Origin of the sequence: Photobacterium sp. J15 (genome assembly GCF_963870815.1) — a bacterium.
Classification (GTDB): Bacteria; Pseudomonadota; Gammaproteobacteria; order Enterobacterales; family Vibrionaceae; genus Photobacterium; species Photobacterium marinum.
Genome location: NZ_CAWMUI010000001.1, coordinates 1,670,423 through 1,685,516, shown reverse-complemented (window position 1 = coordinate 1,685,516; position 15,094 = coordinate 1,670,423). Strand labels below are relative to the sequence as shown.

Sequence of the window (15,094 nt, the reverse complement as noted above, 5' to 3'; positions counted from 1 at the left end):
TTAAGCTTCTATACTCGGTTCTTGCAACTTCCCCTTCACTTCATCAACCAATTCTTCCCTGCACACTTCAACAATCTGCTCATAGAGCCAACGGTGAGCCGGATCATTCATACTCGGTTGGTGCCAAACTAGGCTGTAAGAGACTTCACCATAATTAAACGGTAACGGTTTGGTGATCAGCCCTTTTGCCTGCATAGCCGTCTGAGCCCACTTTTTCGAGCACGTGAAGAGCAAATCACTGTTATGACACATCAGTGCGGCACCACCGAAGTCGGCAACAGAAATTGCGATCCGTCGCTTGCGGTGCTGCTGAGCCAGCTCCATTTCAAAAAAAGGCACACTTAAATCCTGATCCATAATGCCAATATGGCCATAGCTCAGGTAGTCATCCAGTGCCAACTCCTTCTCAGCCAAAGGATGACCTGCATTCATCAGGCAGACCATTTCATCATCCAATAAGGTTTCCCAAACCAGATTATTCTGGCATGACGGCGGTTGGCTCCGGTCATGAGGAAGCAAGATAAAGTCCAGCTGACCTTTACTTAGGCCATCAAAGCCCATGCTGTCACGAGACCAGATTTCTAGCCTTAGGTGCGGAGCCTGCTCTAACACTCTTGCGCTCAGCTTGGTGGCTAACAGCTCGAAGGTGCTTTCCCGCATCGCCAGAGAGAACCGTCCTTCATAACTCGCCGGATCAAACGCTTCCTGAGTCAGCATCTGATTCATTTCATTGATCATCTGATGCACTGTCGGACCTAGGCGCCTTGCCAGCGGCGTTGCAACCAACTGGTTACCGTGACGGTAGAACAGCTCGTCATTCAGATTTTCACGCAACTGAGTCAGGGTTTTACTGACCGAAGACGGACTCTGACACAGACGCTCGGCACAGACTGTCACGCTGAGTGTATCCAGCATGACATGAAGCGTAACCAGGTGCTTCATACTGACCCGGGATAGTTTTATCAAATCCATAGATAACCCGTAAAAACAAAAAAGCCAGCTGGCGTAACCAACTAGCTTTTAAAGTCAATCACTTACAACAAACTACACCTGCGATTAGCGCAAGCCGTTTAAAAACTCCGCACGGGTAGCCGGGTTACGTTTGAAGATCCCGCCCAATGCTGTCGTCGTTGTAGAACTTGTCGCATCCATTACACCACGCGCTTTCACGCAGTAGTGAGTCGCATCCATCGTAATAGCGACATCTTCACTTTCAAGAAGCGTTTGCAGCGCAACTAGAATCTGCTGCGTCATACGTTCCTGCACCTGAGGACGCTGGGCAAAAAAGCGAACGATACGGTTAATTTTCGACAAACCGATAATCTTGCCACGCGGGATATATGCCACAGTTGCTTTACCATCAATGGTAACTAGGTGGTGTTCACAAGTACTGGTAAGCGTAATGTCTTTAACTCGAACCATCTCATCACAGTTCATTTTGTTTTCAATAACTGTGATTTTCGGGAAATTAGCATAATCAAGCCCGGAGAAAACTTCGTCCACATACATCTTCGCAATACGATGCGGCGTTTCTACCAGACTGTCATCGGTCAAATCCAATGAAAGCAGCTCAAGTACTTCACGCATGTGGTACTCGATTCGTTCTTTTTTCTCGTCACGACTCATCACCTTATCTGTCATCGGTGTTTCAAGGCCGCGTTCTTGCAGTGCGTTACGCACTTTTAATGCAGATTCACTTAATGCTGTCATTCTTTCCCTCCAACTGGCACGGGCGCAATGCGAAAATGCCCTATTTCACTCTGCCAGCGATAATGTAGACCGAAGGATACCTGTAATTGGCAAGAATACCAAATTGAATAGTTACAGCTCTCATTAACTAAGGCATTAGTTATAGCCTGATTTTTTTGTCATAATGATCTCTTATACCAATCATAATAAGCGAACGACTTGTAACGGATACCAATTATGGGATGTTGTGACGCACCGGGCCTGATGCCTGTAGAAACTGCTCTGGCCAAAATCCTGGCTGAAGTTAAGCCATTGGAAACAGTAAATACCGTTTCCCTGTCTGAAGCGATGGGACTGGTCATCGCCGAAGATGTTCTCTCTCCAATTAACGTACCGCCTTTTGCTAACTCAGCAATGGACGGTTATGCCCTTCGCCGCGAAGATCTGGTAAACACTGACACCCTAATCATGGCGGGTAAGTCTTTTGCCGGGATCCCATTCGACGGTCAATGTGAACAAGGCCAGTGTATCCGCATCATGACAGGTGCCCAGTTGCCGGAAGGTGCAGACACTATCGTTATGCAAGAAGAAACTGAAGCAGACGGTGACAACATCCGCTTCCTGACCAAACCACCAGCCGGTGACCACGTTCGCCCAATCGGCGATGATGTTCGCCTTGGTGATGTTGTGGTTGCCAAAGGCACGCGCATTACAGCCCGAGAAATGCCACTGCTGGCGTCACTGGGTGTGGCAACAGTGAAAACTTACCGTCGCCCTATCGTCGCATTTTTCTCTACCGGTGATGAACTGCGTTCTGTCGGTGAGCCACTTGAAGCCGGTCAGATCTATGACAGCAACCGCTACGGTATTCGCGCCCTGCTGGAAAAATTCGGCTGTGACGTTATGGATCTGGGTATTATCCCGGATAACCCGGAAAAACTGCGCAAGGCATTCGATGAAGCGACCAAAGCTGACGTTCTGATCACCTCTGGCGGTGTGAGCGTAGGTGAAGCCGACTACACCAAAGATATTCTTGATGAGCAAGGCGAGATTGGTTTCTGGAAAATCGCTATGAAACCAGGCAAACCTTTTGCGTTCGGCACCATCAAAAGCACTTGGTTCTGCGGCCTGCCGGGTAACCCGGTTTCTGCAATGCTGACCCTGTACCAGCTGGTACAGCCAATGCTGGCTAAACTGGCCGGTCACAGCCAGTACCAACCACCGCAGCGCGTGAAGGCAAAAGCTACGACTGTATTTAAGAAACGCCCTGGTCGTACTGACTTCCAGCGTGGTATCTACCAAATCAATGCCAACGGTCAGGTTGAAGTAGCGACTACCGGTAACCAAGGCTCCGGCGCATTCAGCTCTATGCACCAGGCTAACTGCTTTGTCGTACTGGAGAAAGATCGCGGTCGCGTCATGCCGGGCGAAGAAGTCACTATCGAACTGTTCAATCATACGCTGTACTGAGGATCCATTGTGGCAGAACTGACTGATGCAGAAATGCTGCGCTATAACCGTCAAATCATCCTGAAACAATTCGATTTTGACGGCCAGGAAGCGCTAAAAGATTCCTCAATGCTGATCCTTGGTGCCGGTGGTCTGGGTTGTGCCTCAACCCAGTATCTGGCAGCCGCTGGTGCTGGCAAACTGACGCTGATCGATGATGACAAAGTTGAAGTCTCCAACCTGCAGCGCCAGGTGCTTCACAATGACAGCACCGTCGGTATGCTGAAAGTAGAATCAGCAAAGCAAGCGCTGACAGCCATCAACCCAAACACCCAGGTTGACACTATCGCCAAGCGCCTGACTGACGAAGAGCTGTTACCTCTTATTGAGCAACACACTGTGGTGCTTGACTGCAGTGATAACGTCGACACCCGTAACCAGCTTAACCGTCTGTGCTACCAGACTAAAACTCCGCTGATTTCCGGTGCGGCTATTCGCATGGAAGGTCAAATCAGTGTTTACAGCTATCAGGATGATGAGCCTTGCTATCAGTGCCTGAGCGCACTGTTCGGCCAGCAAGCGCTAACCTGTGTGGAAGCCGGGATCATGTCCCCTGTTGTCGGCATTGTCGGTGCGGTTCAAGCGATGGAAGCAATCAAAGTTGTTGCCAATATGGGGCAGCCGCTGACTGGTAAAATCCTGATGCTTGATGCCATGAGTATGAGCTGGCGTGAAATGAAGCTCGGCAAGCAGCCATCCTGTACTGTTTGCGGTTAATTTCAAACATCCAAAAGAGAAGAAGGAAGCCGAAGCTTCCTTTTTCCCTTTCCCTCTACACGCCTTAACCCGTGAACAATTCAAAGTCTGGCGTAATACGAACTTCAATCCGGCGGTTTTCACGGCGTCCGGCAGCTGTATCGTTATCTGTTATTGGGATCATTTCACCAAATCCGAATGTCCCAATTCTTTCTGAATCAACGCCCTGTGAAATCATAAACTGCGAGACAGATAAAGCCCGCTTTTCAGACAACGATTTGTTATATTTCTCTGCTCCGACACTATCAGTATGCCCGGCAATAAATATCTTCGACTGCGGATGATCTTTCAGTAATGTAGATAAACGTCGAAGTACATAGTGAGTCTCTCTACGCACGATCGCACTGTCATGCTTGAAGCTCTGATCACCACGTAAAACCACTATCACCTGATCACCTATACGATTGACTGTACCGTCTTCAGAATCAATAAACTTCTGAGCCTCATCATAGGTATAGTTCAGAAATACATCGACTTTTTTTCTCGAGAAATTTTCGCCAGAAGAGTCAGAAGCACAGCCGAACAAAAGTGCCGACATCAACATTAAAATGGTAATTTTCGCCTTGTGCATAGAATTCGCCTTATTAACCTGTTTCGTCGATAACTCTATCAAATCAATAAGTTGCGTTGTGACCTGAAATAACTATTATGGAGATAGTTCGCAATAGTTATTTCCCGTTCACATCAGTTACATAAAAAACCAAATATCAGAGCAAAAAAAAGCCGAGTACGAATACTCAGCTCTATCATTGTGTTGCCTTTGGAAAAGGCCGCTACCAATAGCGCCCCCACCAATGCTAATTAATGTTTCTCGATATACAGATCTTTCGTAAAGCGCGCTTCTGCTGCATTGGTAACAGAGTAGCCGCCAACATACTTCTGCTTAAGCACAGAGCGAGTGTAGTGATAAAGAGGAATTGCTGGCATCTCTTGTGCAAACACCAACTCAGCCTGCTGGTAATAATGATTTCGCTTTGCATTATCCGCAGCCTTGATTGCGCTCTCCATTGCCTCATCATACGCAGCGTTGCTCCACTTCGAATAGTTCATCCCCGTCGTTTCAAAATAAGACAGGAAGGTGGACGCTTCATTGTAGTCGCCGTTCCAGGCATAACGGGCAACCGTAAAGTCCTTCTGGCTTAGCTTCTGCAGGAACGTCTTCCATTCCTGGTTCGCCAGTTCAACTTTAACCCCAAGGTTTTTCTTCCACATCGATGCCATCACAATCGCCAGCTTCTTGTGCGACTCCATGGTGTTATAAATCAGCTCAAACTCTAGCGGGTTTGATTTACTGTAACCGGCAGCTTCAAGTAATTCCTTCGCTTTGGCATTACGTTCTTTCTGGCTCATCTCCGCCCAGGCCAGTTCCGGTGCTTTAAAGCCAGATACTGATGGCGGAGTCACGCCGTAGGCAGGAAGCTGTCCCTGTCCCAGAATTACTTTAGTGACAACATCACGATCGATAGCATAAGCCAGTGCTTTACGTACACGAGCATCATCAAACGGCTTCTTATCAATGTTAAACAGGTAGTAATAAGTGCCGAGTGACGGCATCGTCAGCAACTCATCAGGACGCTGCTTCTTAATAGCGTTGTACTGCTCAAGCGGGAAAGATGAAGTGATATCAATTTCACCAGTACGGAAGCGGTTGTATTCAGAGGTCATATCCTGGATCGGTAAGTAAGTAACCTTGTTGATCACCGTTTTCGCGTCATCCCAGTAAGCCGGATTACGCTCCAGAACAATACGCTCGTTGATCACCCATTTAGATAACTTGTATGCACTGTTAGTAACAATGTGTTCCGGTTTCGTCCATGCGTCTCCGTATTTCTCGACCACTTTACGATAAACCGGGAACATGGAAGGATGTGCCAGCATCTTTTCAAAATATGGTACAGGCTTATCCAACATAATTTGCAGCGTCAGATCATCCAGTGCTTTTACACCCAGTTCATCTTTTGGCATCTTACTTTCACTGATCGAATCAGCATTCAGAATATGAGCCATTGTGTAATACCAGGCATAATTTGAACCTGTCGCCGGATCGATAACACGCTTGAAGCTGTATTCAAAATCATGGGCAGTTACCGGCTCACCATTTGACCATTTCGCCCCTTTACGGAGTGAAAAAGTATAGACTTTGGCATCGTCTGACTTTTTCCAGCCAGTAGCCAGAGCTGGAATGATATTCCCGTCACCATCCTGACTGACCAAACCTTCAAACATATCCTGAATTACACGAGAGCTTGAAGTATCAGAAGAGAAGGCAGGATCCAGCGTCGGGACTTCATCACCGTTACCGCGAACAATCTCCTGAATATCAGAAAGAGTTACGTTTGTCGGTACTTCCGCAGCCATAACCGGGGCTGCAACCATCAGAGCCACCAAAGCAGCCAGCTTTGATATTTTACTTCCTTGCATACAATTTCCTTGCTGTTTCCTTGATTAAGGGAATATTTTCGCAAGTAACATACACTTATATGCATAAAGTTGGTAGAGCTATGCTCACAAAAAAAGCCGATGAAAATCATCGGCTTCTTATTGAGTTTTAGCTTATTAGCTTAAAAAGGCACTGATTAGTTATCGTTCAGTCTGATACCTTCACGCTCAATCACAATCAGGCCTTTCTTATACAGGCCACCGATCGTTTTCTTAAACGTTGCTTTACTTGTTCGGAATTCTTTGAAGATCGCTTCCGGTGAAGACTTATCACTCAGTGGTACAAAACCGCCTTTACGTGCCAGCGTTGTCATGATTTTATCTGCCAGGTCATCAACTTTCGCGCGACCTGCTTTTTGCAGCGACAAAGTAATTTTACCGTCCGGACGAATTTCCTGAACGAATGCTTTCAGCTTCTTACCCGGGAACAGTTTACCGAATGCTTCAGTTTTAAAGATCAGGCCCCAGTGCGCTTCTTCAATCACCGCCTTGTAACCAAGTTCAGTAACTTCAGCAATCTGCACCTGTACTTCATCACCGATTTTATATTTCGCCGGAGTTTTATCCAGGAAGCGGTTAAATTTAGTTGTACCTACGATACGGCCTGATGCCTTATCGCTGTACACGCGAACCATAATGTCCTGGCCTTCTTCTAGGCGACGACGCTGCTCACTGAACGGGATAAGCAAGTCTTTATCCAGCCCCCAGTCAACAAACGCACCGACACCACAAATGCCGACAACGCGTAGCAAAGCGAAATCGCCAACCTGAGCCAGTGGCTCTTTAGTGGTTGCGATGATTTCATCTTGAGAATCAAAATATAGGAAGACTTCAATTTCATCTCCCAGCTTAGTGCCAGCCGGAACAGAGGATTTCGGCAACAGGATATTGCCAAAGTCTTCACCACCATCAAGGAATACGCCAAAATCAACCAGCTTGACGACCTCTAATGTGTTGTATTGTCCAATTTTAATCATTTACTTGACACTCTCTGGGTAAATAAAAACAACCACCGCACATCTGTCTTTTATAAGACCACAAACAAGGTACGAAAGTTGCCATCTTCTTATAGTTCAGGTCGCGCATTATACGTGATGTTAAGCTGATGCGCCTGACCTATATTCATTTATTTGGCTGTTTTTTATTCTTTTAATGCAGTCAGGAGCGATTCTGCCCTCTCATGGAAAATTCATTCAGTGAAATTCAGCATTCTTGCTAACATTTCTATTAAAAGTAAGTGATAATCACTGCTGTTATTTTTCTTAGCCAGTTCAATCATTTTCAAGCGAGGTTTAAAGACATAGTGATCACTGTTGAAAAGAAAGATGGGCATAAAATAAAGATATCCCATGTTATTCAGGAAACCACTAATCGACAGCTTGACCTCTATGTTTTCGTGCCCGGTGAATTAGGACTCAACCCCAATATCATTTCTGAAGACGAGTTCTACCATAACGCTATTCTAGGTAAGCGAACTTACTACAGTGACGTCATTCACCTGCCATTGGTGCACAGTCGTCTAGCCAGTCGCGGCGGTCTTTCTACTGAACAGTACCGACTGAGCTTGAGCCTTTATGCGTATCAATATTCTCTGGCGCTGGAAAAAACGACCCACCAGCTTCATGAGGGCAATGAGGAAAGAACAATTGAAGAAGTTGACGAGGTTGCTCAACTTGCCGTTCGCATCCTGAAAAGGTTACGCCGTAATGTGCCAACCGATAAAAAACTGCTGAAATACTACCAGAATATTGATAATTACCTGTCGTGGTATACCGAGCAGCGATTGTTGTCGCTGGTGGCACACCTACCACGTAATGCCGACTACCCGGAAATTAAAAGCCTGTTGCTTGAAATCTGCGAAAAAGAGTCACAGCATCGTCTCGACAACGACTATAACTCCACCAAAGCAATTCAAGATCCGACACGGATGTCAAATAAGATGCGCCTGTTGCGCCGTTTGATTGAATATCCGGTCACCATGAAGGAAAAAACAACTGCACTTGGTAAGAACACCAAAAAGTTTATCGCCGGTTTTGCGGCAGGCTTTGTGATGATTTTCGTCTCCATTCTGATGATTAAAGCGCGTGGTGTGCTGGGTGATATTACCGCGTCTTTCCTTCTGGTGTTGTCGTTTATCTATGCCGCCCGTGAAGTGTTCAAAGATGACTTGAAATCCATGATGTGGCGCTGGATGCGTAAAGGAAAGCCAAAGTGGCGCAAACAGTTTTTCGACGCCAACTCAAGTAAGCTAATTGGCCGTCAGCTTGAGTGGCTCGAATACATCAGCTATCGCAAAATTGATGGTGAAATCAAAAAGGTCCGTAAACACAAAGTATCACAGCGTGAAGAAACTATTCTTCACTACAAAAGCACAACTCGGATGTCACCGACCAAGTTCCTGACCGGTTATGAACAGACACTGGAATCTTTGACCCTTGATTTACGTGTATTGTCAAAGCTCATGGGGAAAGGTTCTCAACGTTTCTATCAGCTTAAAGACGGGCAGGTATCAAAAGAGTCGGTTGAAAAACGCCATCTGATCAACCTGATCACCCGAGAAACAGATGAAGATAAAACCGTGCGGATCCAACGCTGGAAAGTAATTATCAACCGTTCAAAAATCGTCGACATTGAACCTATTGCCTAAGTAACCACTTCCCCTGCCCCGAAAAATGAAATCCCGACACATGTCGGGATTTATTACCCCATCCTCATTAAATATCAAGCTCATACACACGGTATTTTTAGGAAGTACTGGGAGCTAATTCACGGTTCATAATATCGGCATAGTTTTATAGTCATGAAACTGATCCAGTCGACTTTACAAAGTCTGCCTCACTGATATTTTCGGCAGTATTTGTGTTTTGTGGTCATTTATTCTATGAAAAACAGCCGGATAACCAGTTTAGATCTGGGACGTTTCCTTGCCATTATCGCTGTGATCATCATTCATTGTGCCCCACTTCAGGTTGGACCGTTAATCGGAGACCAACCTTGGTTAGGCATGCTTCTTAATCAACTGTCACGATTCGCGGTCCCTCTTTTCTTTATTATCTCTGGCTATTTCCTGATGCCAAAACTGGTCGGCGAGCCTTTAGAAACGCTAAAAAAGTATAGCGCACCTTTACTTAAAATCTGGTTGGCATGGAGTGTGATTTATCTGGTTATCCCGTTTAATCTGGGAACCGTTGTTGAAGAAAGCTACCTGGCCGAGCGAATGGGATACTGGGATTATCTGCTGTCAGCTCCGCTCAACACATTGTTTGAAGGCGGCATGGTGCATCTGTGGTTCATTCCCGGTTTAATCTGCGGCACAGCCATCATTGCGATGCTCTGTCATTACAAACAAACACATATCGTTTTACCACTGGCCGTTATCCTTTATGTTTACGGATTAATGGCCGGAAGTTATCACCCTGTTTTTGGCCTTGAAGCACCGATATTCACTCGCAATGGTCCTTTCTTCAGCACATTGATGATCGCAATAGGCTTTGAGGTCAGATTTAGGAACATCAGTGTTTCGACAGCTAAAGCTGCGTATATGTTGCTAGCGGGTATGCTCTTTCACCTTTATGAAGCCTATTATCTTGTGAGTTACGACATGTTCTTTGTTGAACACGACTTTCTCGTCGGAACACCACTTTGGGCAACAGGTATCTTTTTCTTACTACTGAACAAGCCGCAACTGGGTAACACCCCGCGATTGACAAGGTTGAGCAAAGATATTTTAGGGATCTATCTCTGCCACCTAATGATCTTTATTTACCTCGCCAATATTTTTGCCATTTTGGAACTTGAAGGGATCCTCATTGACATCATATCCGTACCGCTGACTTTTATTATCTCGTTGTTGCTAACTCGACTTATAAACAAAACACCACTAAAACACGTACTGCTAAGGTAACGACGCACAAAAAGAAACCGGCATTGGTTGCCGGTTTCTTTATATTTGAACTTTCAATTTACTTACTGACTAACCACAGTTTTTATGCCCAAATCCTGCAACCACTTCTGTAGCTTAGGTGCCTGTCGGATATAGTGGCTGACGACATCACAAGGCTTGTTGCTGGCTTCAGCCGCACTCAGAGCCTGTTTGAGCAAAAGTTGTATTGCCTCATTCTGGTCATCATGCAAGTAGTTCAGCGTCGAATGATCCTGGTCCAGCCCCAATGCGAACTGGCCCAGTTGATCAATATCGATAACCATGCCGTCAAAATACGGCAGGAACTTCTCGGCTAACAGTGCATTGGCTGGTAATTCGCACAACAGATTGACCTTCAAACCATTCATACCACGACAAAGCCCCTGCTCAGCCAGCAAGTCTATAACGGTTGCCGCTTCACTGCAGGTACGGACAAACGGAACCACCAGCTCAATATTAGTCATACCTTCAGCATTACGAGCGCGCTTAATCACTTCACATTCAAGCTCAAAAGCTTTGCGGTGACTCCGATCTGCAAAACGGGAAACACCACGAAGACCAATTAACGGATTGACTTCATCTGCTTCCAGCTCACTTCCGAGTAAAGATTTTCGGCTGTATGAGTCAGCACCAGACAGTTTCACTTTCAACGGCTGCCCTTCGCACTTCTTCGCCGCCTTAATCAATAAGCCCGTTAGCGTTGTAACATACCATTCTGCAGGCGCATCCTGTTCTCCCACTCGCGCAATAACAGTTTCCTGCTTTGATTCGTCCAATTTTGCCGTTTCAGCAATCGCGTAAGGGTGAATACCAATCTCATGATGAATAAGATCATCCATTGATACTAAACCCACTTCAAAGTCCGGTGCTTCAAGTTGCTCAGCTTTCTTTAACATCCCCGTTATATGCAATCCGGCTTGCACTTTATTTGCCATACTTCCCTCAGTTTTTCGCTTTCAAATTGTTTTTTATTCGTAACGTTTGCTTATCAATACAGCAGCTATGCTTAACAAAGCATGGATTTCTACATAAAAACCTAAGACATATCACAAGTTTGGTTTATTCCTGCGGTCATTTGGGCTATCTTTACGCGTCGTAATTTTTTGATATACCGAGATAGGCAAACGTATTATGCCAATGAAAACAGATGAACTCCGCACAGTGAGCCTTGGGGCGATGCCAACGCCAGCAGATGTTGAAGCTGCTTACCCAATCACTGATGAAATTGCAGAGCATGTTGCAAACTCTCGCCGACAGGTTGAAGCGATTTTAACGGGACAAGACTCCCGGCTTCTGGTTATCGTTGGCCCTTGCTCGGTACATGATCCTGAAGCTGCACTTGATTATGCAAAGCGCATTCAAGAAATTCAGGACAAATACAAAGACCAACTTTGTATTGTTATGCGCACCTACTTCGAAAAGCCTCGTACCGTTGTTGGCTGGAAAGGTCTGGTTTCTGACCCTCACCTTGATGGCAGCCTTGATCTGGTTTCCGGCTTGCACACTGCCCGCAAACTTCTGGTTGATATCAACAAACTTGGAGTGGCGACAGCGACTGAGTTTCTGGATATGATCACTGGCCAATACCTGGCAGATCTGATTTCCTGGGGGGCTATCGGTGCCCGTACTACGGAATCACAAATTCACCGTGAAATGGCTTCAGCACTGTCCTGCCCTGTTGGCTTCAAAAACGGCACTGATGGCAATATTAAGATTGCTATCGATGCTATCCGCGCAACCCGTGAGCCTCATGTGTTCTGCTCTCCGTCTAAACACGGCGAAATGACCATCTACCGTACCTCGGGCAACCCTCACGGTCACATCATCCTGCGTGGCGGCAAAATGCCGAACTACCATCAGGAAGATATCGAAGCAGCATGCGATACTCTGAAGTCCTTCGAACTGCCTGAACGCCTGATTGTCGATTTCAGCCACGGCAACTGCCAGAAACAACACAAACTTCAGTTAGATGTTGCTGCTGATATCTGTCAGCAGATCAAAAATGGCAGCCATTTCATTGCCGGCATTATGGCCGAGAGCTTTATCGAGGAAGGTAACCAGAGCGTCGATGCAGCAAACCTTGCTCAGCTTACTTATGGCCAATCTATCACCGATCCGTGCATCAACTGGGGTGATACTGAAACCATGCTGACGATGCTGGCTGATGCGGTAAAAGCACGTAAATAAGCTATAAATAGAAACGCAGGTTTCTTAGGCAGCCAAACGAAATCTGACGGCGCAAAACTGTTCGCCGTCATGCTGATTTAAGCCACTTGCTAATGGAACAAACCAACTATTAGGATCTTGCAAATGCCATCTTTTGATATTGTTTCTGAAGTTGATAACGTTGAACTGAAGAACGCTGTAGACAACGCTAACCGCGAACTCGCAACACGTTTCGACTTCCGCGGTGTTGAAGCTAGCTTTGAACTGAACAAAGAAGTTGTGAAAGTCGTTGCCGAAGCTGATTTCCAAATCCAGCAGATGATGGATATTTTCCGCGGTAACCTGGCAAAGCGTGGCGTTGATGCAAGAGCGATGGAACTTAAGGACATTGTCCATTCAGGTAAAACCTTTTACCAGGAAGTCCTGTTCAAGCAAGGTATCGACAGCCTGACAGCAAAGAAAGTTGTTAAGGCAATTAAAGAATCTAAGATCAAAGTGCAGGCTTCTATTCAGGGCGAGAAAGTTCGTGTAACTGGTAAAAAACGCGATGACCTGCAAGCAACTATGACACTGGTTCGCGAAGCAGAATTAGGTCAGCCATTCCAGTTTGATAATTTCCGTGATTAATATTTATCTTATTTGATTTCAAATTAGTCATATTAATTTTAAAGGAAGGCATTATGCCTTCCTTTTTTATTACATCTATATATTCACCGCCCTGATAAAATAGCGCCATCAGATAATTTTATTGGTTATGCCTAAGCTGAATATTTAAAACCAAGTATTAACAAGTCACAATCTTTTGACGTAATTTTTCATAACTATCCTTTTGTGGTATTGATACATATGCCTGTTATTTGCACAAACAATCTCAATAAAAACCGAAATCATTAGTTGTGAAACAAATAATCCCCTATACTCCCTTCCGTCCTTTAGGGTTCCATTTGTATTTATAAGGTTTTATTTAATTAACGATTATAAAGCAGACATTTTATCAGCAGCTTAATGCCGCATGGATAGCACTTCAGACTCAGGACCCGTCTTATGAATTAATACCAGATATAATCTAGTATTAAATTCAACTCACCATTAGCTTCTTTCTCTGTTCAAATGAACATAAGTACTATTTAAGTACTGAGATCTGCTTATATTCCTTCGCTACTGAGCGAAGCACGGAAGGTATGCTACCAGAACCCTTTAAAGGCTATAACAATATACCTATAAAGGAGATGTCCATAATGGACACAACACAAAACAATACTGTTAATACTTCTTCAACCAACACAACCAAACTTGGTTGGAGCAAAAGCGATACGGTTTGGGTCCTTGGCCTTTACGGTACTGCTGTAGGTGCAGGTACACTATTCCTGCCAATTAACGCAGGTGTAGGTGGTCTTATCCCTCTATTGGTTATGGCCCTGCTGGCCCTGCCAATGACTTTCTTCGCACACCGCGGCATGACTCGTTTTGTTCTGTCCAGCTCTAATCCTGGTGCTGACATTACAGAAGTTGTTGAAGAACACTTCGGTGTAGGCATGGGTAAAGTTATCACCCTGCTGTACTTCTTCGCTATTTACCCAATCCTGCTTGTTTACAGTGTGGCACTGACTAACACTGTTGAAAGCTTCATGGAGCATCAGTTGGGCATCCAGCCACCAGAACGCGCTATTCTGGCACTGCTACTGATTGTTGCTCTTATGGCGATTGTACGTCTGGGCGAACAGCTGATCGTTAAAGCGATGAGCGTACTTGTATTCCCGTTTGTTGCTGTACTGCTGATGCTGGCACTGTACCTGGTTCCTTACTGGAACGGTACGATTTTCAACGAAATCGTTCCTGCAGACGGTGGGTTCAGCACAATTCTGATGGCAGTTTGGCTGATCCTTCCGGTTATGGTTTTCTCATTCAACCACTCTCCGGTGATCTCTTCTTTCGCTGTTGCCAAGCAGAAAGAATACGGCGCAAATGCAGAGAAACAGTGTTCTCGCATTCTGGCTCGCAGCCACATCATGATGGTTGTAACTGTAATGTTCTTCGTATTCAGCTGTGTTCTGAGCCTGTCTCCGGCTAACCTTGCCGAAGCGAAGGCACAAAACGTTTCTATCCTGACTTATCTGGCGAACCACTTTAATACGCCGGCGATCGCTTATGCAGCACCAATCGTTGCAATTATTGCGATTACTAAGTCTTTCCTTGGTCACTACCTAGGTGCAAGCGAAGGCCTTAATGGTATCGTAATCAAAATGGCACGCAGCCGTGGCAAACAAGTTGGTCCGAAAGCACTGAATACGTTCACTGCGCTATTCATGCTGGTAACAACTTGGGCAGTTGCAACTATTAACCCAAGTATTCTGGGTATGATTGAAAGCCTGGGTGGCCCGGTTATCGCAATGCTGCTATTTATCATGCCAATGTACGCAATTAAGAAAGTGCCATCAATGCGCCAATACTCTGGTGCTCTGAGTAACATTTTCATTGTTGTTATTGGCCTGGTTTCAATTTCGGCAATCTTCTATTCACTGGCTCAGTAATTAACCACCAGTAATAAAGAAAAATATCCACAAGGCCAATCATTCGATTGGCCTTTTTATTATTCCTTTAAGTTATATATTG

General features: G+C 45.4%; 13 protein-coding genes. 7 read left to right on the top strand and 6 right to left on the bottom strand.

Annotated elements, in window-relative coordinates:
• Both AACQ93_RS07810 and folE read right to left on the bottom strand, forming a co-directional pair.
• On the bottom strand, positions 1 to 972 hold the full coding sequence (locus AACQ93_RS07810; RefSeq protein WP_007461388.1) for a LysR family transcriptional regulator: 972 nt from the start codon (positions 970 to 972) through the stop codon (positions 1 to 3).
• Positions 973 to 1,056: 84 nt separating this feature from the next.
• Positions 1,057 to 1,710, bottom strand: coding sequence for a GTP cyclohydrolase I FolE (folE, locus tag AACQ93_RS07805; protein ID WP_007461386.1), 654 nt, complete (start codon positions 1,708 to 1,710; stop codon positions 1,057 to 1,059).
• A 216-nt stretch (positions 1,711 to 1,926) separates the two neighbouring features.
• Between folE and moeA the strand changes: the two genes are divergently transcribed.
• Positions 1,927 to 3,159 (top strand): molybdopterin molybdotransferase MoeA, encoded by a 1,233-nt coding sequence (moeA, locus tag AACQ93_RS07800; protein WP_064603596.1) that lies wholly within the window; start codon positions 1,927 to 1,929, stop codon positions 3,157 to 3,159.
• 9 nt (positions 3,160 to 3,168) lie between these two features.
• A complete protein-coding gene (gene moeB, locus AACQ93_RS07795; protein WP_084419047.1) occupies positions 3,169 to 3,915 on the top strand; it encodes a molybdopterin-synthase adenylyltransferase MoeB in 747 nt (248 codons plus the stop codon).
• Positions 3,916 to 3,979: 64 nt separating this feature from the next.
• Here the strand turns inward: moeB and AACQ93_RS07790 are convergent, their stop codons facing one another.
• The 3 genes from AACQ93_RS07790 to AACQ93_RS07780 all read right to left on the bottom strand — a co-directional run bounded on the left by AACQ93_RS07790 (position 3,980) and on the right by AACQ93_RS07780 (position 7,370).
• A complete protein-coding gene (locus tag AACQ93_RS07790) occupies positions 3,980 to 4,525 on the bottom strand; it encodes an OmpA family protein (protein WP_064603593.1) in 546 nt (181 codons plus the stop codon).
• 230 nt (positions 4,526 to 4,755) lie between these two features.
• Positions 4,756 to 6,375 (bottom strand): peptide ABC transporter substrate-binding protein, encoded by a 1,620-nt coding sequence (locus AACQ93_RS07785; protein ID WP_064603590.1) that lies wholly within the window; start codon positions 6,373 to 6,375, stop codon positions 4,756 to 4,758.
• 155 nt (positions 6,376 to 6,530) lie between these two features.
• On the bottom strand, positions 6,531 to 7,370 hold the full coding sequence (locus AACQ93_RS07780; RefSeq protein ID WP_064603587.1) for a CvfB family protein: 840 nt from the start codon (positions 7,368 to 7,370) through the stop codon (positions 6,531 to 6,533).
• 326 nt (positions 7,371 to 7,696) lie between these two features.
• Between AACQ93_RS07780 and AACQ93_RS07775 the strand changes: the two genes are divergently transcribed.
• Both AACQ93_RS07775 and AACQ93_RS07770 read left to right on the top strand, forming a co-directional pair.
• Complete coding sequence (locus AACQ93_RS07775) at positions 7,697 to 9,040, top strand: hypothetical protein (protein ID WP_064603584.1); 1,344 nt, start codon at positions 7,697 to 7,699, stop codon at positions 9,038 to 9,040.
• A gap of 234 nt (positions 9,041 to 9,274) precedes the next feature.
• Positions 9,275 to 10,297, top strand: a complete 1,023-nt coding sequence (locus AACQ93_RS07770; protein ID WP_064603579.1) for an acyltransferase — start codon at positions 9,275 to 9,277, stop codon at positions 10,295 to 10,297.
• 62 nt (positions 10,298 to 10,359) lie between these two features.
• Here AACQ93_RS07770 and AACQ93_RS07765 read toward each other — a convergent pair whose 3' ends face one another.
• Positions 10,360 to 11,250 (bottom strand): putative PEP-binding protein, encoded by an 891-nt coding sequence (locus tag AACQ93_RS07765; protein WP_064603576.1) that lies wholly within the window; start codon positions 11,248 to 11,250, stop codon positions 10,360 to 10,362.
• A 196-nt stretch (positions 11,251 to 11,446) separates the two neighbouring features.
• Here AACQ93_RS07765 and AACQ93_RS07760 point away from each other — a divergent pair, with 196 nt between their 5' ends.
• The 3 genes from AACQ93_RS07760 (at position 11,447) to AACQ93_RS07750 (ending at position 15,012) form a co-directional block, all read left to right on the top strand.
• Positions 11,447 to 12,502 (top strand): 3-deoxy-7-phosphoheptulonate synthase, encoded by a 1,056-nt coding sequence (locus tag AACQ93_RS07760; RefSeq protein ID WP_007461365.1) that lies wholly within the window; start codon positions 11,447 to 11,449, stop codon positions 12,500 to 12,502.
• Between the two features lie 123 nt (positions 12,503 to 12,625).
• The gene (locus tag AACQ93_RS07755) at positions 12,626 to 13,108 is read left to right on the top strand and encodes a YajQ family cyclic di-GMP-binding protein (protein WP_064603573.1); all 483 of its coding nucleotides are present in this window, start codon (positions 12,626 to 12,628) and stop codon (positions 13,106 to 13,108) included.
• Positions 13,109 to 13,719: 611 nt separating this feature from the next.
• Entirely contained in the window at positions 13,720 to 15,012 is a 1,293-nt protein-coding gene (locus AACQ93_RS07750) for a serine/threonine transporter (RefSeq protein WP_007461360.1), read from the top strand.
• Positions 15,013 to 15,094 lie beyond the last annotated feature (82 nt).

What these genes read in the sequence shown, in the direction of transcription:
- AACQ93_RS07810 (WP_007461388.1), bottom strand. Translation starts at nt 972, where the DNA reads ATGGATTTGATAAAACTATCCCGGGTCAGTATGAAGCACCTGGTTACG.
- moeA (WP_064603596.1), top strand. Translation starts at nt 1,927, where the DNA reads ATGGGATGTTGTGACGCACCGGGCCTGATGCCTGTAGAAACTGCTCTG.
- AACQ93_RS07760 (WP_007461365.1), top strand. Translation starts at nt 11,447, where the DNA reads ATGCCAATGAAAACAGATGAACTCCGCACAGTGAGCCTTGGGGCGATG.
- AACQ93_RS07770 (WP_064603579.1), top strand. Translation starts at nt 9,275, where the DNA reads ATGAAAAACAGCCGGATAACCAGTTTAGATCTGGGACGTTTCCTTGCC.
- AACQ93_RS07785 (WP_064603590.1), bottom strand. Translation starts at nt 6,375, where the DNA reads ATGCAAGGAAGTAAAATATCAAAGCTGGCTGCTTTGGTGGCTCTGATG.
- AACQ93_RS07780 (WP_064603587.1), bottom strand. Translation starts at nt 7,370, where the DNA reads ATGATTAAAATTGGACAATACAACACATTAGAGGTCGTCAAGCTGGTT.
- AACQ93_RS07790 (WP_064603593.1), bottom strand. Translation starts at nt 4,525, where the DNA reads ATGCACAAGGCGAAAATTACCATTTTAATGTTGATGTCGGCACTTTTG.
- folE (WP_007461386.1), bottom strand. Translation starts at nt 1,710, where the DNA reads ATGACAGCATTAAGTGAATCTGCATTAAAAGTGCGTAACGCACTGCAA.
- AACQ93_RS07755 (WP_064603573.1), top strand. Translation starts at nt 12,626, where the DNA reads ATGCCATCTTTTGATATTGTTTCTGAAGTTGATAACGTTGAACTGAAG.
- AACQ93_RS07750 (WP_007461360.1), top strand. Translation starts at nt 13,720, where the DNA reads ATGGACACAACACAAAACAATACTGTTAATACTTCTTCAACCAACACA.
- AACQ93_RS07765 (WP_064603576.1), bottom strand. Translation starts at nt 11,250, where the DNA reads ATGGCAAATAAAGTGCAAGCCGGATTGCATATAACGGGGATGTTAAAG.